Source organism: Marisediminitalea alba (assembly GCF_002993365.1).
GTDB classification, from domain to species: Bacteria; Pseudomonadota; Gammaproteobacteria; order Enterobacterales; family Alteromonadaceae; genus Alteromonas; species Alteromonas alba.
Genome location: NZ_PVNP01000198.1, coordinates 1 through 19,501 on the forward strand (window position 1 = coordinate 1; position 19,501 = coordinate 19,501).

17 protein-coding genes are annotated in these 19,501 nt (G+C 49.4%); 2 read left to right on the forward strand and 15 right to left on the reverse strand.

From position 1 onward, the window contains the following. On the forward strand, positions 1–306 hold a 306-nt coding region (locus tag C6Y40_RS19740), incomplete at its 5' end, for an IS1595 family transposase (protein ID WP_146129497.1). Between the two features lie 62 nt (positions 307–368). Here C6Y40_RS19740 and C6Y40_RS19745 read toward each other — a convergent pair. The 15 genes from C6Y40_RS19745 to C6Y40_RS19815 form a co-directional block, all read right to left on the reverse strand. Continuing rightward, positions 369–1,538, reverse strand: coding sequence for a hypothetical protein (locus C6Y40_RS19745; RefSeq protein ID WP_146129618.1), 1,170 nt, complete (start codon positions 1,536–1,538; stop codon positions 369–371). Between the two features lie 140 nt (positions 1,539–1,678). Then, entirely contained in the window at positions 1,679–2,659 is a 981-nt protein-coding gene (locus C6Y40_RS19750; protein ID WP_105936119.1) for a hypothetical protein, read from the reverse strand. Beyond that, entirely contained in the window at positions 2,659–4,500 is a 1,842-nt protein-coding gene (locus C6Y40_RS19755) for a right-handed parallel beta-helix repeat-containing protein (protein WP_105936120.1), read from the reverse strand. The genes C6Y40_RS19750 and C6Y40_RS19755 overlap by 1 nt, the downstream gene beginning before the upstream one ends. Beyond that, positions 4,497–5,489 carry an MlaD family protein gene (locus C6Y40_RS19760; protein WP_105936121.1) on the reverse strand — a complete coding sequence of 331 codons (993 nt, stop codon included), beginning with the start codon at positions 5,487–5,489 and terminating at the stop codon, positions 4,497–4,499. The genes C6Y40_RS19755 and C6Y40_RS19760 overlap by 4 nt, the downstream gene beginning before the upstream one ends. After that, a complete protein-coding gene (locus C6Y40_RS19765) occupies positions 5,486–6,142 on the reverse strand; it encodes an ATP-binding cassette domain-containing protein (RefSeq protein ID WP_105936122.1) in 657 nt (218 codons plus the stop codon). Before C6Y40_RS19765 ends, C6Y40_RS19760 begins: the two co-directional genes overlap by 4 nt. After that, positions 6,139–6,930, reverse strand: a complete 792-nt coding sequence (locus C6Y40_RS19770) for an MlaE family ABC transporter permease (protein ID WP_170308541.1) — start codon at positions 6,928–6,930, stop codon at positions 6,139–6,141. The genes C6Y40_RS19765 and C6Y40_RS19770 overlap by 4 nt, the downstream gene beginning before the upstream one ends. Beyond that, positions 6,920–7,639: a hypothetical protein gene (locus C6Y40_RS19775; RefSeq protein ID WP_170308542.1), complete on the reverse strand. Its 720-nt coding sequence runs from the start codon at positions 7,637–7,639 to the stop codon at positions 6,920–6,922. The genes C6Y40_RS19770 and C6Y40_RS19775 overlap by 11 nt, the downstream gene beginning before the upstream one ends. Beyond that, positions 7,611–8,321 carry a tetratricopeptide repeat protein gene (locus tag C6Y40_RS19780; protein ID WP_105936125.1) on the reverse strand — a complete coding sequence of 237 codons (711 nt, stop codon included), beginning with the start codon at positions 8,319–8,321 and terminating at the stop codon, positions 7,611–7,613. The genes C6Y40_RS19775 and C6Y40_RS19780 overlap by 29 nt, the downstream gene beginning before the upstream one ends. Further along, on the reverse strand, positions 8,318–9,343 hold the full coding sequence (locus tag C6Y40_RS19785) for an LPP20 family lipoprotein (RefSeq protein WP_170308543.1): 1,026 nt from the start codon (positions 9,341–9,343) through the stop codon (positions 8,318–8,320). Before C6Y40_RS19785 ends, C6Y40_RS19780 begins: the two co-directional genes overlap by 4 nt. A 22-nt stretch (positions 9,344–9,365) precedes the next feature. Further along, the gene (locus C6Y40_RS19790) at positions 9,366–10,850 is read right to left on the reverse strand and encodes a transglycosylase SLT domain-containing protein (protein WP_105936127.1); all 1,485 of its coding nucleotides are present in this window, start codon (positions 10,848–10,850) and stop codon (positions 9,366–9,368) included. After that, a complete protein-coding gene (locus C6Y40_RS19795; protein ID WP_105936128.1) occupies positions 10,828–11,265 on the reverse strand; it encodes a hypothetical protein in 438 nt (145 codons plus the stop codon). The genes C6Y40_RS19790 and C6Y40_RS19795 overlap by 23 nt, the downstream gene beginning before the upstream one ends. Then, on the reverse strand, positions 11,262–11,645 hold the full coding sequence (locus C6Y40_RS19800; protein ID WP_105936129.1) for a hypothetical protein: 384 nt from the start codon (positions 11,643–11,645) through the stop codon (positions 11,262–11,264). Before C6Y40_RS19800 ends, C6Y40_RS19795 begins: the two co-directional genes overlap by 4 nt. Position 11,646: 1 nt before the next feature. Continuing rightward, entirely contained in the window at positions 11,647–14,451 is a 2,805-nt protein-coding gene (locus C6Y40_RS19805) for a hypothetical protein (RefSeq protein WP_105936130.1), read from the reverse strand. A 16-nt stretch (positions 14,452–14,467) separates the two neighbouring features. Continuing rightward, positions 14,468–16,465, reverse strand: coding sequence for a CsgG/HfaB family protein (locus tag C6Y40_RS19810; RefSeq protein WP_105936131.1), 1,998 nt, complete (start codon positions 16,463–16,465; stop codon positions 14,468–14,470). 10 nt (positions 16,466–16,475) lie between these two features. After that, on the reverse strand, positions 16,476–17,564 hold the full coding sequence (locus C6Y40_RS19815; protein ID WP_105936132.1) for a hypothetical protein: 1,089 nt from the start codon (positions 17,562–17,564) through the stop codon (positions 16,476–16,478). Between the two features lie 373 nt (positions 17,565–17,937). Between C6Y40_RS19815 and C6Y40_RS19820 the strand changes: the two genes are divergently transcribed. Continuing rightward, positions 17,938–19,455, forward strand: a complete 1,518-nt coding sequence (locus C6Y40_RS19820) for a putative bifunctional diguanylate cyclase/phosphodiesterase (protein ID WP_105936133.1) — start codon at positions 17,938–17,940, stop codon at positions 19,453–19,455. Positions 19,456–19,501 lie beyond the last annotated feature (46 nt).

Genomic DNA, 19,501 nt, shown 5'->3' on the forward strand with positions numbered 1-19,501 from the left:
AAATTAGAGAAAGACAGTGTGTTGTGTAGTGATGGCTATAAGCCCTACATAGCTCTTTCTGAGAAAAATGATTTAATACACAAGCGCTTAGATGTGGCAGGAGGAATTAAGGTGATAGATAAAGTCTTTCACATTCAAAATGTTAACGCCTATCACAGCCGTCTGAAAGCGTGGATAAAACGGTTTCACGGAGTAGCCACAAAATACTTGGAACACTACCTGGGTTGGTTCAGGTTTATGGATAATCCAGAAAACCTTAACGAAAACAGGCTCTTTTCGATTCAACAACAGTTAATCCGAACATAGCCAAAAGTATTCACTCTGGTTTACACATCAAATGAGTGTTAACCGTGGGTACAACTAAATAGTTACAATCCACATAAGTCCACAGCAGTAAAGTACACAGGAGCAGGGCAGGATGAAGGCGCCGTTGCTAAATCTGTGATACTCGTGGAAGTACAAACCTTGTAAGTGTAAACACACCAACCTGTGGTTTTAGCCGTACTAGCTGGACCTCGGTATGGATCTCTGCGGGTTCCTGAACCCTCTGAGGGGTCATCCGGATGAGGATCGACTTTTTGCCCTTCTTCTTCAACAAATTCATTCCAACAATTTGACATTGTAGTATCCCAGAGTTGCACGACTTCACCTTCGACGAATAGCTGATTAACTTGCACTCCTTCTATTTTTGATATTTCCGGATGCAGTTTGAAGCCAATATCGAGTCTATCATTGACATCGTCCAACTGACCCGAAACGGAAAGGTCAAACGTTAGGTTATTACCGGTTCCATACGTTTTCGTTACCCGTAACGCCTTTTGGAAATATTCCATACCGAAACCATAACCTATTGCACCAACAGCAATATCAATTTGAGCCGAGTTTTGATAACCATCGTTAGTAAACTCAGTCCAGCTTCTGCTCCCCATTCCCTCTCTAATATCGTCAGCAATACCCCTAAGAATATCTCGTCTTGATTCGGCTGATTTAAAATAAGAGGTAGGATGATTAGCGTCGCAAAAATCTTCTGCATCTGAAGAAGTAGCTTGGACTGAAAGCCCTAGGCTCGAAGCTGTAGGGGAGGTTATACTCTCTGTCTGACTAAAATACTCGGTATGTACTTGATCGATAGCGGTTGAAATATCGTCCATCAAATTGAAAAATTTTGTAGAAATCTGAAGGTCTGCACTTGTAGGGTTCTGATCGAAAATACTGATGCTAGCGCCACCGAATCCAGGAATAACAACTAAATGAAACTTAAAAACACTTCTATCATTGACAGAAGTGATAATAATGTCTTGCTCTACTCCATCGCAAACCGATGGCGCCGATGGGAACGAACCGGGCATATCAGCAGTTGAGCAGCTTTCAACGACTGGCGCTTCTTGCATCGCTATTTGCTTAGCTTGCTCATACCCGCAGTTATAGCAGGCAAACGCTTTTGTTGCTTCACTCGCATTTGCAATCTGCACCCAACAAAGCGAGATTAATATAAATATTTTTTTAATAAAAATAATTCCTTTTATTACAAAAGCCAAAGAGAATTAACGTATGAATCATAAGGTTACGAACATGTAGAGACCTTGTGCTAACTGCCCCCAACAGTGAAAGCTGCAGACTTATATATATTGGCAGAGCTAACGCCAATTACGTGCAGGCCTGGCTAACCAGATAACGCTTAGTCGAGCACAATAATAACGCCGGCTTCATTGAAAAAGCCTTTATCATTAAGCTCGATAATGCGCTCGGCATATTCGCTGGCCAGCACAATTTCGGTACGTGTATCACCATAAGTACGCAGCGCCTTAACTAACAGCGGGCGATTTCCAACCACCGGGTGCTGCACAGCAAAGTCCACATCGCGGGCGAACAAAGACACCAGTTGACCACGCTCCAGTAAGCGCTCATTACTAGCGCCCTGATCCGGGTAAACAACCGCGCCGCGTAACTGGCGAATCTTCGGACTCAGTGACGGAATAAAGTTACTGCCTCTGGCATCCACTACCAGCCCGGTCGGCTGCACGTCGGCGGCCGGCCCAGGCTGGGCTTCCTGGCGACGGTTCTCAACCAGTTTTTGCTCGATGACCGACAAACGGCGGTTGAGCTTTTCCATTTCCTGCAGCCATGCCGGTTGCTCCAACTCTACATCATCCTGAGCATAGGCTTTACTGATCACTGCACCGCCTAACCAATCGAGAGTTGAGCGATAAAAACTTTGCAGACCGGTTTCCTGGTAGACTTCCTGATAAATCGTTTTAGACGCCTTACCGCCCAGGTTGATCACCATTTCAATTTTGCAGCTACCATCATTGGCAGGGGTGCGGCTGATAATGCGGGCATTACGAATAATCCCCTCCACTTCACTTTTTACCTCATCGTTACTCAACATGTAGTTGTCGATAACGGTGGTCGCAGTAACCCGGACGCCCTGGGTTGCCTCCAGCAGATTACGCTGAGCATCCACCACTGCCGCACGGCACGCCAGTAATGGCCCGGCTTTACCGCCCACATTGCCCGGCGGCAAACCATAACCTTCGGCAGAGACTTGCGCCGTGGTCCAGTTAATTTTACCGCCGGCCGCTGTCCATTCTTCATAATGAGCGTCCGCGGCAATGCTACTGCTGCTTACCAGCGCCAGGGCGAATAAAAGCTTTCTCATTATTTAGTCCTTACCTTACCTAAAATTGACGTTTCAGATGGCGCAGGTTGCCATTGGTTGCCCTCGGCTATGACCTCATAACTGGACGCGTTCTGAATATGAAACGGGAAATTATTCTGCAGCGTGCAGTCGGTCATATTGAGCTTGGCATAATCACTCACCACAATACCGGCCGTATTACTGCCGTCAATTACGCAGGAGCGTAAGGTCACATTGGATTCACCTTCGATACTCAACGCGGTAAAACGGCTGCCGGTTATCTCAATGGCTTCCAGCAGTGGCTGACCGGATTTAACCAGTATGCCGATGCCGGCACCGGAGATTTTTAGTCCTGAGATTTGTGTTGGTTTGGTATTGTTAACAATCAGGTATGGCTCCCGGCGCGCTTGTTCGCCACTGGCACGAATACGGATATCCTGTTTCAGCCCCCAGAAATACGCCTCACCATTAATTTCGATAGTCGCACCGGGTTCAAACTCCAGCACCACACCCGGCTCAATGTACAACTCACTGTCTTCTTCAAACACCACCTCACCTTTTACCTGATAAGGACTAAAGGTTTCGGTTAGCGACAATATACCGGTATAACCACCCTGCAGCGGGCCACTCACAAAGGTTTGTTTACCCACTTCCTTTATATAGGTAGTCAGCGTCAGTGCCTTAGGCTCACTGGCATTGCCGGCCTCATCAATGGCCACCACCTCATAGGTACTCTTACTGAATGCTTCTGAATCAATGTCGAGGTTCACGAAGGAGTCACTGCTCTGCTGTATGACTTGACTACCGCCGTCATTGGTACGCGTTACTTTATAGGCGGCTGCAACTTCAGCATCCTGCCAGGCCAGTTTAAGGGTGGTTTCAGTCTGACTGCCTACCAGATTAGTGACCGGCGGTGGCGCTTCATTATCAAAATTCACCAGGCCGGTAATACTCAGCAGGGTATTGGTGCTGCCATCGGTGTCTTGCAGAATACCGGTAACCGGCACCCGCTGTTCGTTCCAATCGGGTTGTACCGGGATCTCACTGATATAAATCCCTGGCTCCACTTCTTTAAGCTCGGTACGTAGCTGATTACCAAGCTCTACAAATGCCTGCAAACCTGCTTCGCCTTTCACGCCAACTTCGATTACGTCGCCATAGCGTAGCCATTTGCCAGCTTTGTCGTGAATAACTGATTCAATAAGAGGTCCGGCACTGCCTTTATAAAAGCGCGGTTGAGGAAATTCAAAAGCCACTTTGCGACCCAGTTCGTCGGCGGCCGCGAGCAGGTTTTCATCATCCAGGTTCATGGCGGCAATCGCAGCATTGAGTAATAAGCCCCAGGCGGTAGTCGATACACCACCGGCACGCTGAGTGACCTCATGCTCGCCGGTCCATACCACATCGCCTTTGGTGTTATACAGTGACAGTTTAATGCCCAGCCGGATCTCTGAATAAATTCCGGCAAAAAACCGTTCGAAGTCTACCACTTCACCAACCAGTACCCCTTCAACGCCCAGGTAAGACGCCATCTGAGTATGATCAAGCGGACCCGATGGCAGCCGTTTATCCACTTCCCCCGGATGCATTACCGAAAAGTTCCGGCCGGAAAGCTGGCTGTTAATGACTTGTCGAAGCAGCGGTCCGGCGACTTTTTCCTCGGTGACATTACTGAAGGGTAAAATGGCAATGCTCGAAGGAATCGCCTGCTGGTCACCGCTTACGCCGGTGTTGTTCTCAACTTCGCTGCTGGTTGAACGTTGCGGTGGACCCACCAGCACCGTGTCTTTTGTACTTACCGTACAACCAGCCAACACCAGACACACCGCACCTAACCACAGGCGCACAGACAGCTTATTCATGACTTGGATTCTCCTTCCACAGGCGGTGGTACCGCAGGGTCGTATAGGGATTCATCAGGCGGGAACAAACCATTATTTTCCCGCCCCTTGCCTGGTATCGGCGCGGGCTCCCCGCCCTGTAATAACCAATGTTGACGTAACTGGCGGGTGAGACCATTTACCTCAAACAATAAATTGTTAAGTAATGCCTGGGTTTCTGGCATGTCTGCCACAGTGGGTTCCATATTCACCGCGATAGCATTAATACTTTCCATTAACTGTGCCGACTGCTCTGCCACCTCGGCAAAGGTAGCCATATTATCGTTCACCGTTTGCGAGCCTTCCTGCAGCGTGTTTTCCATCACCTGCATGGTGCGCTGCATCTGATTAAGCACGTCAGGCAACTGCTGACTGGCTTCGGTCATACTGGAGGTCAGCGCAGCAACGTTTTCCAGACTTTTCGTCAGTGAGTCCTGATTATCACTGACATTGGTCACTATGTTGTCGAGGTTCACCAGTATATCGGCCACTTTTTGTGACAGCGCCTGGATATCCCATTCCTGCATAAGATCCTGTATTGACCGTGGCTCTTCGGCTTCCAGCAAGGCGCCGTTTTGTAATTGCCCCGCCGGCCCGGGAATAAAAGCAATGGCCGCGCCCGACAGCACGTTGTCAATGGCCAGCGTAGAATCTATCTTAAGCCGGCTTCCCGCCCGGTACAGTGGCTGGTATTCCCGTTGCATCACTAAGTCCAGCGCCACCTGCCCCTGCTCACTAAGGCGGATATTATCAATCCGGCCCACGCTGACACCATTAATTTTCACCGGCGAGCCCACGCTCAGTCCGAACGACGAAGAAAGGTTAGCCCGAAAACGCAGTTGATCGGCGTGTTGTTCCTGTAAATCCTCAAACAGTAACCAGCCAGCCAGTAACACAGCCACAACCACAAACAAACCAAGCAGCGTATCCTGCGCACGGGAAGACAGCGACTGTGATGGCGCAAAGCTCATTGTACTTCCTCCAGTTGATGGTTATGGATTGCCAGTACCCGGTCGGCAAAGTCGGTGCGATCGCCGGCGGTGACCGTCATCACTACCGCATACTGATGCGCTTGCTGTTCCCTGAGCAACACATTTAGCATATTTTCACGCATTTCGTGTGACATTCCGCTTTGCACTTCATCCAGTAGTATCAGTTTAGGCCGAAACACCATGGCCCGTAACAGGTTCATCATACGGGTTTGCACATCATTCAGCTGATGCGGTTCGAGCGCCAGTAATTCGGTTATTGCCAGCGCCTCTGCCAGGGGCTCTATGTGTTCAGCAATTTCCTTTTCAGACATCCGCGTATGGTACAGCATCGGAAAGGCAATGTTATTGTAGTTAGTAAATATACTCAGTAACCCACCGTCTTCAAAAGCCATACAGGTAGCTTTAAACCGCGCCTGTTCGGTCATATCCCTGAGCGATAAGCCTTCGATAATGATGTTGCCGTCATCCGGTTCGCACAGCCCGGCAGCCAGCTTTAAAAGACTCGACCCACCATCGAGCACGCCAGTTTCCACACACACAATTTCACCGCTATTAACGCGCAGGTTGAGCTGCCGGAACACCACATTATCGTTAAACCGCAAATCAACATTATCTATCTGTAAGCAAGTCATAGGTACACCAGGTAAGACAAGCCCACGTTCAGCACAAAAAAGGCAAACAGTTGAAAGGTGTTTGAATTAGAAATTGCCCGCGACACATCGGTAAAACGGTCTTGTACATTGTAGCCAAAAAACAGACTCGCCAGACCAATCAGGCAACCGCCCACCAGCGCCTTGGTCATACTCACCAGCACTTCGGTGAAAGTGAGCTGCTCTAGCAGGGCACGGATAAATGCCATCAGTGTAATGCCACCCTCATGATATAACTCGATGACCGCATAGGAGGTAAACACGCATATCAGATTAAAATAGAAAAACATCAGCAACAAAGACAGCGGAAACGCAAAGAACACGGGCAGCAAGAAAACCAGTGCCGGACTCATATTCACCGCAGACAAAGCATCAAACTGGCGGTATAGCTGCATTTGCCCCACTTCTGCGGTTACCGCCGAAGCTGAACGCGCGATCAGTATAATGCCGGAAATTAGCGGGCCGATTTCCCGATTCACCACAATATTAAAAAACTGCGCGTAGTAATCGATAAACTGCATATTATTGGGAATAACCGAATAAGCCTTGGACATCACGAACACGCCCAGCAACACAGCAATAATAGTGTTGATCGACGCTGCTCTGAGGCCTGAGTTATACAACTGACGCTTAAACAGCAACCAGAATATACGACGCCGCTGAGGCTTTAAAAGTTGCGGGCAGGTATTAATCGCCAGCCCGAGCAGACCGGTTATCCCTACCAGCACATTGGCATAACGCCGGGCTCTTAATCCCAGGCTACTGAGCATGAACCGTATCCCTGCGCCAGGCTCTGACCTGCTCTGCCCGGGCGGCCTCGCCCAGCAGACTAAGCAGCAGCGCTGCCCGCGACGCATAATCCGCTGCCGTGTCCGGTTGTCCCTGCTCGTATTTTAACTTTGCCAGTAAAAAATAGCTGTCTGCCATATTATGGCGGGCATCAAACTGCTCAAATAACACCAAGGCTTTTTGTAAAGCTGGCTCATTAAAGGCAGCTTTACCAGAGAGATAACACTGTAGGGCTAACCACTCGGTTGTTTGTGTACTGTTGAGGCAGCTATCCACACTGATATCGAAGATAGCCCGGTAAGAGGCGTCGCTGGCCGGCAGTGCTGCCATGGCCCGCGCATAATCATCCCGATTGCCGGTAATAAAATACTGCCCCAGGTGGGCTCTTGCCTGGGCTAACTCATCGCCCTGAATAATTGCCACGTCCAGCAGTGCCGCACAATCATCGGTGACTCCCGTGGAGGCAACCCCTCGCTGGCATAATTTCCACAGCGCCTTCGCCATCAGTGGCAGGTCGTTATTCAGATAGGCCTGATTGGCAATATTACGCATGGCGTACACCGGAAAACCGGCGTCCCGGGCAAGCTGTTGATATTGTGCAGACAGGCTGGGCGGTGGTGGCGTGCTACCACACCCCCACAACAATGCAGCGCAGCAAAAGCTAAGTGTTCGGAATATCGCCATGTTCATAACTTAGCCTTACCATACGAGTGAGTGTATGGAGGTTATCTTCCGTGTTCACGTAGCGGTTAAGCAACGTCATGATTTCATCCTGCGACATTTGTTCCTGCATAAATTTTATACTGCGGCGCAGAGGTTTTAGCTCGTTAGTCGAAAGCTGAATTTCCAGCAAATCAACAAAGTCATCGTAATCACCTTTTAAAAACAGTTTGCGACTGCGACGCATAAAGTTCCAGTCAGAGAACTTACGCAAATATTTCGACATCACCGTACCTAAGGCAAATGCCATGGCCATAGCAATAAGATCAAAGAGTTTATCAAGAGTGAGTTCTTCTAGCTGCTGGGCCTGCTCACTCACCGACGCATCGTAAATAGACCGTATTACTTCTATCCGGCGGGCCGCAAGGGCATTCAGGGGGTTAATTTCCAGCGCCCGGCGAAAGGCCACTTCGGCCTCGGCTATCTGCTTATTTTCGTACAACGCATCACCATAGAGAGACAGCAGCATGTCATTGCCCGGGTACTGTACCGTGGCATTCTCCAGATAACGAATAGCTTCTTCGTACTCGCCGCTTTCAATGAGGATTTGCGCTTCGACAATCGCTACTTTGGGTGACGCATGGGCAACCGGCTGGCAAAACACCAGCAGCAGGCACACCAATAACCCTCGATAGCAGGTGGCGCTCATCATCTGGCAATCACTATCATCACTTCGGCGTTACCCAGCGCTTTTTGCAGGGTTTGCTGGGATTTCAGTAACGCCACGGCAGCGTCACTGATGATTAAATCTGACTTACGCGATTTATAGGTGCCTTCAGCCGGAATGATAAAAGGTTTAACCGCAATGCGCGCGTTGCGTACCGCATCATTCACATCAAAGTCGTAAGACACCGGGCGGCTGCTGATCCGGCCCTGGGTTAAATCGTCCGCGGTAGGGTAAATAATGTCGCCCTTCTGATTTCTGATACGCGGAATGGTCGCCAGTTCAAAATTAGCAATCTGGCTGGCATCAATTAATACGCCGGTAAAGTTACTGTTACTCTCGTAGAACTCTATTTGTTGTTCCAGCTGAGCGATAACCTGTGGCTGGCTGTGGGCTTTCAGTAACCGGGTAATTTCTTTTACCAGTTCCAGTTGGTTGGGGTTGTCGATAACCAGATGGCTCTGGGTTGTTTCTGCTGCCGCAGCCGTGGGGAACAGAGTAAGCGAGGGCCATTCAATCTGGCCGGTGCGTGCCAGTACCCATTGCACCGGTTTATCGTACCAGTTTGCCGCCGTCATGCCGCCTTTTGCTACCTCAGGCGCAATCATCTGAATAAAACGACCGTCCAGTGACATGGTCATGGTAACCGTTGCAACGTCGTTCTGGTAATGATCGGCGGTCATCGCAGCGCCTTTAATCATGGCTTCCAGGCTGGTTTTCACCGTATCGCTCTGGGCCACCATTTGCTCAACGACCGTTTCAGACGATACCCGCACGCCTTTAATCATCTCGGCCAGGTTCCGGTAAGCATCCAGTTGCGCTGCCCGACGGGCCAGCAACCGTTGTTTTACAAGCGGTACATCATCCGGTGCAACGCCGTAACCGTAGGCTGAAATCACCCCGGAAGACCAGTTAATTAAGCCTCCGGGCTTTTGCTCAACGACTTCTTCTGCATTCGCGAGGCCGGTAAGGAACGCACACACCAAAGTTAAATATCGCATTGTGTTCATTGTTGCTCTCACTTTAAACGGGTTACGCATCAAATTGTTTATATTTGGCCATTCGGGTAACTACCTTTTTCAGGTAGTTTTTAGTTTCCTGGGCTGGCAGGTTTTCCATCAGAAAATCATAAACAGCATCGGGTGACATCTCATTGATAGTGTTCACCGCGGCGGTAATGCTCTTTTTGCCGGTAAAGGTTCTGGCTACGTTGCCCACTCCGGTGTTGTAACTGGCAACCGCACAGTAAAAACGCGCCTGCGGGTCGGTGATCTTGCGTAGGTAGCGGTGGGTTAGCAGGTGGAAATAAGCTGAACCAAGCTTGAGGTTGTTATCCTCATTAAACAAATAGTCAGCACTTACTATCTTTTTCTCGCCGTGCACAAAAAGGTGTGCGTCGAGGCCAGCGGTTTTAGGAACCAATTGCATTAAACCAAACGCGGGAACGGGAGATACCGCTCTGGGGTTATAACTTGATTCTGTTTCGATGATGGCCATGATCACTGAGACCGGCACATCATACTGTTCTGCATAGCCTTTAATATCATCAAAATACTGCTTAACGAGTTTTTCCTGATAACCGTTCACGAACTCAATTTTTAACTGCAGGCGCGTTTGCCCGTTTTCTTCCACTACGCTCAACACCGGCATGGGGGCGGGTACCGGAAAGGGTTTGGCCTGTTCAGCAGGTTGTCGGGTTGCTGCTATCTCAGTTTCCACTTTGGGGTTTTGCGGTGTAGCTGGCTGCTCAACGACAACAGGTGATTTTTCTACAGGTACAGCGGCGACTTGTGGTGATTCTTCCGCCTTGTCATTTACCTTTGGCTGCGGCCGTGGCTGCCCCGCATTGTCTTTGGCTAGTTGTTGCTGTTGCGCCACTTTGCTTACCACCGCACTGATATCAACCGACTCAGATTCAATCTTTAACTCAGGCACTGCAGAGAAATCCTGCTGTAAAGCGTCAGCCAAACCTTCGAGCTGACCGCCGATGGTGTCGGGCAGCACACTGGCCAGGGATGAATCAGTAGATGATGTAATCGCTACCGGCTCTTCGGTGACCTCGGCCACCTCTTTGGTGACTTCCTGGAGCAATACGTCCTGCTCATCCAGCTCGGCGGGTGTGGCAGTGGCAATGGAAGATGACATTTCCATCAGTTCAGCAACCCGTTCCTGCAGATCCTCACCAGGCTCAACCAGGGTTTCGATGATCAATTCACCCGACTCAAAGTCGGCGATTGCCCGGCTGCTCATGGTTTTGTTATAGGTAACCCAGCGGTGCCTTTCAGGCAGGGCGCCATCCGGCCATTTCACTTCAATGCGTTTGGTCAGGCCACGAAAAGCGCGGTCGATGGCTTCATCGACCGCCTGGTAGATATCATCGATACGCTTTGTCTGGTTTTCAAATTCGGCATCCATCCGCGCACTGATTTCATCGAAGTCGTCTACCGACTGCGCAGCACTGAGCGAACTGCATGCCAGCGACGCGGCCAGCAGGCTAATACTGAGAATTTGCCGCATTACTGATCGCCTCTAAACTTTCCCGTTCTTTGCAAATATCAGCTTCGTTTGTCAGGCAGATGCCCAGTACCACTTCAGCAATCCAGGTACCTTCCTGCTCATACACTTTCTCGTCTACCACAACGGTACCCTGTAACCAGGTTTTAACGCGGGTTGCAATGATATCGCTTTTTACTTCATATTCTTCTACAGTAGAACCGGCACGTAATTCGATCCCCTTTACCTGCTCAGACAACTGACGCTGAGCATCAAGCTGAGCAGCGCGTTTAGCCAGCATGCGAGCCTGGGCGTTGGTTTTTGCCATCGCCGGATCCACAGTACCAAAGCCCTGCGCCGTCACTACGCCGGGTAAATCTTCAGCCTGAGCAAGGCCGATGAAACCGGCCAGCAATAACAGTAAACACTTTACTTTCATGGTTTAATCCCTTTTTGCTTAAGTACCTCAGCGTAGACGTGATTAACCAGGTCAATCTCTACTCCTTCCCGTACTGAATCCATCAATTGATCAACAACTTCCACTTTAAACGCACCGGAGAGCAAAAACTGACGCACGCTCAGCAGTTCACGCTTACAGGCAATGGGCGCATGAGCGATAGCAGAGTTAACATCGTTGACTTTTAAATATAGCGTGCCTTTGGCTAATACACACTCGCGATACTTGTCGCGCAGGCCTTCCAGCTCTTTCGACTCGCTGACTTTCTTAATCGCAGAATACTCGTTGGCTACTGCCATATTGAGACCGGAAAACACTGTTACTGCCGAGCACAGCAATAACAGCTTGGATAATTTGATCATGTTAGTTCCCTTCTGCACGCGGTGCAGTGGTGATTTCAGCAGAAGCCGAGACGCTTCCTTCTAATTCGTCTTTATCTACCGCGGATACCCGGTAGCAGTAACTGCGATTGCCAGACACATCAGTATCAACGTAGTTGGCGGCACTGACAGCAGCAAGTTTTCTTACATTGCCACAACTGGAGCCGCGGTACACCTGATAAAAATCAATATCGCTTTCAGGCGCCGGCTGCCATTGCAGCACCACGTTAGGTGCTGATTCCATAACGCTGAGCCCCTCAATGCGGGCCGGTAGCGGTTTGGTTCTGGCCTCAACCACAGGCGAGGTTACGCCATTGGCGTCATATAGATTATACGCCAGTATTTTGTAGCGATAGGTTTGACCATCATCCAGTTTGCTGAAGAAACTCCCCTCATCGACATAGCGACTGGCCGTTCGGCTGCTCAGGGTTTCCAACAGATCAAATTTGCCCTTGTCTTCACGGTAGATCTTAAAGCCTTTAACATCGGCATCGTTAGCCGGCTGCCAGGTGAGTGTTACTTGTTTCACCTGGTTACTCGCCGCCGCAAAGTTCTGAGGTGCTGCCGGCACCGCTTTGGTAGTGGCCGTCACGATATTCGACTTTTGCGTTTCTTGGTCACCATCCACCGCGCTAATCGCATATTCATAGCTCACGCCATCGGCCAGATTCCGGCGGTCATTGTCGGAGTACTGAGTAATGCTCGGTGTAGTAATAGCTGTCACCAGCTCCCAACGGGTTACACCCTGCACCCGGCGGTACAGTTTATAGCCATCAATGTTTTTATGAGCAGTCCAGCTTAAATCCGTTCGCCGCAACATGCCCTGAGCAGCCACACTTAGCGTTACTTCATCAGGACTAGCAATGCTGGCAAACGCAGACGGGTCACTGCGCAGACCGTCTTTATCCTCGGCCACCACATAATAGGAAGTTTGCGCATAAGGTTTAAGGTTAGCATCGGTAAATGCCGACTCATTAGCGGGTACCACCGCAATTTCCTGCCAGCCCTGGTTATTCCAGCGCCGGTATAAGCGGTACTGTTTGATGTCAACCTCACCCGATGGCGGCCAGCTGACACGAATTGTATTGTTGTCTGCCGATAGCGCCGGGCTTTGCGCCTGATCCGGGCGTGGCTTGGTTTGCGCGCTGCGTGTTTCTGATACAAAACCAACGCCTTTGAATTTATTCAGTGCAACCACGAGATAATGATAGGTCGTGCCGTCTTTTAAAGGCTGACCGTTATCCACGCCATCAATAAATTGAGTTTTATTGGCGCCGCTGACATCGGCTAATTCATCGAGCAGGGTATCCTGTTTTAGCTCTCCTTCCGTACGGAAAATCCGGTAACCCACTACATCGTCGTCTTTTACCGCCTGCCAGTACAAGTGCGCCGACTTAACCCCACCCGACACGCTGAACTCTGCCGGTGCTGCCAGTTTTTTAGTTTCCTTGCGGGTAATATTGGAAGGCGCTGAGGCAGACAATTGATCGAACAGGCGAACCTGATACTCATAAACCAGGCCATCTTCCAGCCCTTGTTTGTCTAAATATGTGCCGTTGTGACCCGGATTAATTTCGCCTACCGTTTGCCAGTCATTGGTACCGGCACCGCGACGCTCGATGCGCACGCTGTATTCTGATGCGGCCGGCTGCCATTGCAGGGTGACTTCACGGGTTTTTATCTCACTATCCGCATTAAGCAGGATGATCGGCGCACTGGTTACCATCACCGGTGGAGACTTGGCACTTTCCTTACCACTGTTGGTTACCGTAGTTACCGCAAACTCATAGCTCTTATCCGCTTCCATCAGATTAACAGCAGACACGGAGTAATTAATTTTACCGGTGTCTTCAATTTTCACCGCAGGGGCCCAAACGCCGCCGACTTCACGAAAATACACCTGATAGGCGGCGGTTTTTTCCTGATTAGCAATCGAAGGAACAAAGTCGAGTTTTACGCCATTAACGTAAACCTGATGCTGCAGGATAGATGGCGCTGCCACATCGGCACTGGCCTCGGCTTTGGCAATAGTGGCTTTACTGACCAGGCCACCATCCATTTCATCACCGGTTTCCAGGATAATATCCAGACGGTAATAAAAAGTGCCACTTTGGGGAATTCGGGTATCGACATACTGGCTTTCAGTGGTGCTTTCGACAAACTCAAAAGGCCCCGATTCTGACTCACCCCGATACAGATTGTAGTAAAAGACCGCACCAATATCCGCCGTTGCCCAGTTCAGCACAATCTGTTCGCCCTGTGCTTTGCTGGTAAATGCCGTTAGCGCGGCACTGGCCTGGGCGATATCCGGCTGCACCGACAGTGCTCGGCGGATGCGTCGTTCCAGTGACTCAACAATTTCCGGCGCGCGGGTTACCAACTCACCCTGGGTTTGAAAACTCTCCTGCCAAATTGCCGCTTCCCGGCTGTTTGACACATCAATCAGCTTAAAGTCCACAATAATGGTGGCGCGCTTAATGTCGATGGAGCCAGACAAAATAAAGTTAACGCCCAGTCCGTTGCCGTATTGAATAATCTTTTGGGTATCAGCTACCTGGGCACCACCAATACGGTACAGGCCTTCTTCCATCTGGCGTCTGGAAAGCAGTTGATAGGTTTGGGAACGCTCCAGCTCTTTACGCATAGAAAAGAGCAGGTCACCGTCCAGACCAATGGCATCAATACTGGCCGGTGACAGGTTGAATAAAGCGAGGCTGGTTTTTGCAAAAGTAGTGGTTGGTAACAACAACATTACCAACACTACTACCCTAAAGATTACTGCTTGCATATCCCTCGCCTGCTAACTAGTTTTTAAATTGATAGGTTTCGATGATTTGCTTCATGTACCCGTCAATTTTGGCGGAGATTGGAGAGTTAACGTTTGATTTAACACGCTCGTCAAACTTAGCATCAACAAACCGCTCCAGTGCTTCCAGCGACTCTTTTCGCTTCAGCAGTAACTCTTCACCGGCTTCGAAGTAATCCACTTCACGGTTACGCAGTGGTTGTAATACTTTACGGGATAAATCTTCCACCACCTGATCGGCCATCATCTGCAGCATTTCAGTGTCGGTGGCGATTTCCAGAGGATCGTAAGCAATGTTGGCGTCTTTCACCCCATCGTTACCCACATCTTCTTTAACCAGACGCGAACGGATGGTATCCACACTCACGTTTTGTCCGGTTGAAACATCAACGATACGGTAAGAAATCTCAATAAAACCCACCTTTTTAGCTTTGTTTACGGTGTATTCTTTTTCGGCATAAACCGGCACCATAATTTTCGCCTGAGGCGCTTCTTTCAGATCGTTTTTATCCGGGTTAGGGTTCAGCGCTTTCCAGTTAAGGAAGTCAATGTTGTCCTGGATTTCCTGGCCAACCTGATAACGTACGGTTTCGGCACTTTCAGATTTGGTTTCGTCTACTTTAAACAATAGTACCGAGCCCATAATTGCCACGTCGATACCATACAGGCGGCCCATTTCTTTGGCGGTATCTTCAGATACCACACCGATTTGGCCCAGCTTCATTTCTTCCAGAATGGATTTGAGGTTCTCACGTTCAAGGATGTTGATATCCTTGGTGGCGTTGTTGAACAGGTTTGAAATCAACTTACCGGCAATCAGGCCACCCGCATCCATGTTATAAGAAGGACTCTTGAAGTCGAATACCGCGATAGATTTGATGACACGCTCGCGAATTTTATCCTGCACATCACGTGACTTCTCGAACAGGCCTTCCATTAACGGATCGAGCTTGCCGATTAACTCATACATGTACCAGGCAACCCCCCAGTAACGATTGTCCATGTATTCAATGGCAATATCTTCGGCGCGGGATACCACGGCGTTGCGCAGTGCAACGGCACGCGGAGGCAGTGCACCACCGGTATTCTCATCAATTTCAATCGCCAGATTGATTGCCCGGGCGATATAGCCCTGTTGCAATAAACGGGTTGCTTCGACAATTTTCTCATCAACCTGTTTTTCCAGCGCAGTAGCTTTCCATGCAATACAGTCCTGGTCGTTAGGACTGAACGAAAGCACTTTTTCACAGGCAAACTCAGCCTGACTCCAGTTTTGCGTATCTAACGACTGGGCAGCCAGGTTTTTAAAGAATGTTGCATTGTTCTTTTGATCGGCGTCGGCGGCCATCTTCTTGGCGATGGCGTTGTTCGGATCCAGCATGGTGGCCTTACGGGCTGCCAGCTTGGCATCTTCAAACTCATACTCAACGAAAGCCTTTTTGGCTTGCAACAGATAGTCCCGGGTACCTTCGGTTTTAATCCGCGAAGCTAAGGGGACTGACGCTTCAAAGTTTGGATACAGCTTTTGTACCTGCTGTAGTGTGAGGTTCGCACGCACCCAGTCCTGACGATCAATCAGTGCCAGCGCTTCAGAATAACGTTCTTTTACTTCATCAATGAGTTCGCTGCGCGAGCTGTCGATCTGACTTTCCAGCGGCGCAATGGCCGGTAGGTTTGGCGAAAACTGCTTGGCTTCTGCCACCAGAGACTCAGCTTTCTCAATGTCATTAATGCTGACACTGGCCGCATTCAGGATCCCCTGTGCCTGACTGATTAATGTCTGTGAGGCTTTCAGGCGTAAACTGCTAAGCTGAGCTGAATACTGTTGATTATCCGGCTCCTTGGCAATTGCCTGCTTAAGGTAAGCAATGGCCTCAGCATAATTCCCGGCTGCAGCGAGCTGCTGAGATACATCAAACTCTTTTTTTCCCTTGCCCGTTGATTGACAGCCTGCCAGGGCTGACAATACCAGAGCGGCCAATACGTACCGTCTCATTGGTTGATCCTCAAACTTTGGTTGCGGTGATTTTGTTACCTGTGACGCCAACAATCTGTATTTTATGTCGTTGCGCTATATTACTGGCCAGCAGTTCTTCATATAACTGTTCTGTCCAGCCCTTATAGCTTATGACAAGGTGTGCCACACCATTGGCGATATTAGAAATCTCGATTTGCTGAATAGCCGGCATGGCCTCCTGAATGACCGCTTTCATCTGATTGGCGACCTCCAGTGACTCAACGCCCTCAATATCAAGAAACATATTTCTGGCTTTTATCTGCTCCTGGTGCCAGAAGCGAATCAGTTGCTTACGTAACTGAGGCCATTCCTTGCGAATGATATCGGCTGATAGCTTTGCAAAAATACTGTTCGATTTAACACCCGGCTTGCTGGCGCTTTTGCTGCCTGCTGCCAGTACCTGGTTATCACCCACCCGGGTGACCTGCATACCCAGGGTCAGCTCGTTGGCATTAATTTTCATGCCCTGAAATTCTTCCGGCTTTATTTGGGAATCCACGGTCAGGTTTACGGCAAAGCCGGCATAAATCGGTTCGTCTTCGTCAAACACCTGAAAACCATCCCGCAACAAACGTTCGGTCATCTCATTACGAGCATGCTGGGCAATGATAGGGTTAGTGGAATTTTCGTCGAGTACTACGGTAACGCGGGGCATTTTGGTCCAGCCCATGGAAGCCTGAATCTGGGCGACTCTGTCGACCAGTAAATCAACCCGCACATCAGCCTGAATAACCACTTCGTAGATGTCTTCGCTGTCACCCACGCCGTCATACATAATTTTGTATTCGTCGATTTGCCCGGCCGTGCTGGAAAATATCTGATCTTTGCCGAGCAGGTAATTGTTCACGTCGGTACGGGAGCGCACAAAGGTGCCAACCACTTGCTCTACTGCAGCCCGTTTTGCATTTTCCAGGGCCACTTTGCGGGCTTCAACAATGTTGTTGTCTGCCACCGCGCTGATACCTTTGGCTTCAACCAGCTTTGCAGACGCTGATGAACTCACAACGCTCAGAAAAGCAACGAAAAATGCGGCAACCACGAAAGAATATTGTTTGATGCTTCCACTGCACACTGCCATAGTGTCTCCAAATACCCACTATTACTACCAATAGTAGTTCAATATAATTCAATACCCCGTAATTTGCACTATTACCTGGGGTACTTTACCCGAATATCGTAAAAAGAAGTCATCTTATCGAATTTAGGTGAGCTTAATTTGAGTATTCTATGGGTTTTATTTCGTCATTTATAGGACAAAAGTTGACAAATAAGCCCCACAAATCCGATGTGTTGCTAAATAGCGACTTTTTACAGCCGTAAATAAAAAAAAGCTTTATAAAGTTGCCATTGGCGTATAGCTTTAATAGTTTGTACAGGCCCAATCCAGCGCGATTACGCTGTCTGCCTACTTTTATCCTTCCCTCCCGGCTTTATTTTTGAAGGAAAGCGCAATGCAAAGTGACTCAACCGGAATCTGGTATTTTGAATGTGACGTATCTGATATCGAAGCGCACCTGCTGAACCTGCAAAGTCGTTCTGTTATCTATCCCGATGAATGCGAATACCTGATTAAAAACCTGCATAAACTGCATGCTACGTCAGAGCAGAATACCCATGGCGTGGTCCCGTTGTGCCACCGCTGTGTCACGCTCATTGCTAAAGATGACAAAGTTGAAATTGTTATAAACCGGGAACAGGAAAAAATTGACCACGTCACCCAACTGCCATTACGTGTGTCTCTTTTGCGTCAGTTGGGTATCTGGTACGAACAGGATCCGGAGGCGATAACCGGTATCTGTCTGGTCGAGCTCGACGATTTCAGTGATATTAACGACACCATTGGCCATGCAGCCGGCGACCTGATTCTGTTTGAAATCGCCCGTCGCCTGGAGCGTTACCATGGCTCCCGGTTTAAGCTGGTTAGGCTGCATGGTGACGAATTTGCCCTGGCGGTCACCCAACTGGACGATGCCGAGGATATCTGGCAGGTCTCAAAATGGATTTGCGAACAGTTCGAACCACCGTTTATGACCCAGAAAGGCGCCGTCTTCCTGACGCCATCAATTGGTTTATCGCTGAATATTAATACCGGTGAAGAACCCGTTACCCTGCTGGAGAGTGCGTACATTGCCCTCAACCATGCTAAAGACGATCCGCTGACCAAAGAGAAATTGTACAATCCTCAGCAGGAACATACCCTTACCCGCCAGGTATTGCTCGAAGCCCAGCTCAATCAGGCGCTTACCGAAGAAAACAGTTTACTGGTGTGGTACCAGCCCAAACAGGATTTGCATAACCGGCAGATTAATGGTCTGGAAGCACTTATCCGCTGGAACCATATTACCGAAGGGCTCATTTCCCCCGGTGAGTTTATACCCCTTGCTGAGCGCACCGGTTTAATTTGCAGCATTACCGACTTTGTTGTCCGTCAGGTTGCCAAAGATATCCCCAAACTGCGCATGCACGGGTTTACCGGCAAAGTGTCTATCAATATCTCAGCTAACGACTTTATGCGAGCTAACCTGGTGGATAGTCTGCTGGCGTTGCTCAAGCCTTATAACATCGATACCAGTGACATCGAGTTAGAAATCACCGAGGGCGCTTTTATCAGCGACTTTGATCACTGCATATTACTTCTTACCGCCCTGCGTGACGCCGGGTTTGCCCTATCCATCGACGATTTCGGCACCGGCTACAGCTCTTTGAGCTATCTTACCCGGTTACCGGTAGATACCATAAAAATCGATATGAGCTTCGTCAGGGAACTGGCTCGCTGTGAGCAGGCCCGGCAAATTTACAAGGGGATGATTGATATCTGTAAAGCAATGCATTTCGACGTGCTCGCCGAAGGCGTGGATGATGATGCCCAGCGTGAGGCGCTGGCAGCTATCGGCTGCGATCGCATCCAGGGTTATCTGCTGAGCAAACCTTTACCGGTTGATAAACTTGGTGATTTTCTGAATAAATAATCCGCGCACTCATAAAAAGGGGTGTGTCTCGATAAACGGAATGCTC

What these genes read in the sequence shown, in the direction of transcription:
- C6Y40_RS19775 (WP_170308542.1), bottom strand. Translation starts at nt 7,639, where the DNA reads ATGAACATGGCGATATTCCGAACACTTAGCTTTTGCTGCGCTGCATTG.
- C6Y40_RS19795 (WP_105936128.1), bottom strand. Translation starts at nt 11,265, where the DNA reads ATGAAAGTAAAGTGTTTACTGTTATTGCTGGCCGGTTTCATCGGCCTT.
- C6Y40_RS19760 (WP_105936121.1), bottom strand. Translation starts at nt 5,489, where the DNA reads ATGAGCTTTGCGCCATCACAGTCGCTGTCTTCCCGTGCGCAGGATACG.
- C6Y40_RS19780 (WP_105936125.1), bottom strand. Translation starts at nt 8,321, where the DNA reads ATGATGAGCGCCACCTGCTATCGAGGGTTATTGGTGTGCCTGCTGCTG.
- C6Y40_RS19770 (WP_170308541.1), bottom strand. Translation starts at nt 6,930, where the DNA reads ATGCTCAGTAGCCTGGGATTAAGAGCCCGGCGTTATGCCAATGTGCTG.
- C6Y40_RS19820 (WP_105936133.1), top strand. Translation starts at nt 17,938, where the DNA reads ATGCAAAGTGACTCAACCGGAATCTGGTATTTTGAATGTGACGTATCT.
- C6Y40_RS19750 (WP_105936119.1), bottom strand. Translation starts at nt 2,659, where the DNA reads ATGAGAAAGCTTTTATTCGCCCTGGCGCTGGTAAGCAGCAGTAGCATT.
- C6Y40_RS19800 (WP_105936129.1), bottom strand. Translation starts at nt 11,645, where the DNA reads ATGATCAAATTATCCAAGCTGTTATTGCTGTGCTCGGCAGTAACAGTG.
- C6Y40_RS19815 (WP_105936132.1), bottom strand. Translation starts at nt 17,564, where the DNA reads ATGGCAGTGTGCAGTGGAAGCATCAAACAATATTCTTTCGTGGTTGCC.
- C6Y40_RS19805 (WP_105936130.1), bottom strand. Translation starts at nt 14,451, where the DNA reads ATGCAAGCAGTAATCTTTAGGGTAGTAGTGTTGGTAATGTTGTTGTTA.
- C6Y40_RS19765 (WP_105936122.1), bottom strand. Translation starts at nt 6,142, where the DNA reads ATGACTTGCTTACAGATAGATAATGTTGATTTGCGGTTTAACGATAAT.
- C6Y40_RS19790 (WP_105936127.1), bottom strand. Translation starts at nt 10,850, where the DNA reads ATGCGGCAAATTCTCAGTATTAGCCTGCTGGCCGCGTCGCTGGCATGC.
- C6Y40_RS19785 (WP_170308543.1), bottom strand. Translation starts at nt 9,343, where the DNA reads ATGAACACAATGCGATATTTAACTTTGGTGTGTGCGTTCCTTACCGGC.
- C6Y40_RS19755 (WP_105936120.1), bottom strand. Translation starts at nt 4,500, where the DNA reads ATGAATAAGCTGTCTGTGCGCCTGTGGTTAGGTGCGGTGTGTCTGGTG.
- C6Y40_RS19810 (WP_105936131.1), bottom strand. Translation starts at nt 16,465, where the DNA reads ATGAGACGGTACGTATTGGCCGCTCTGGTATTGTCAGCCCTGGCAGGC.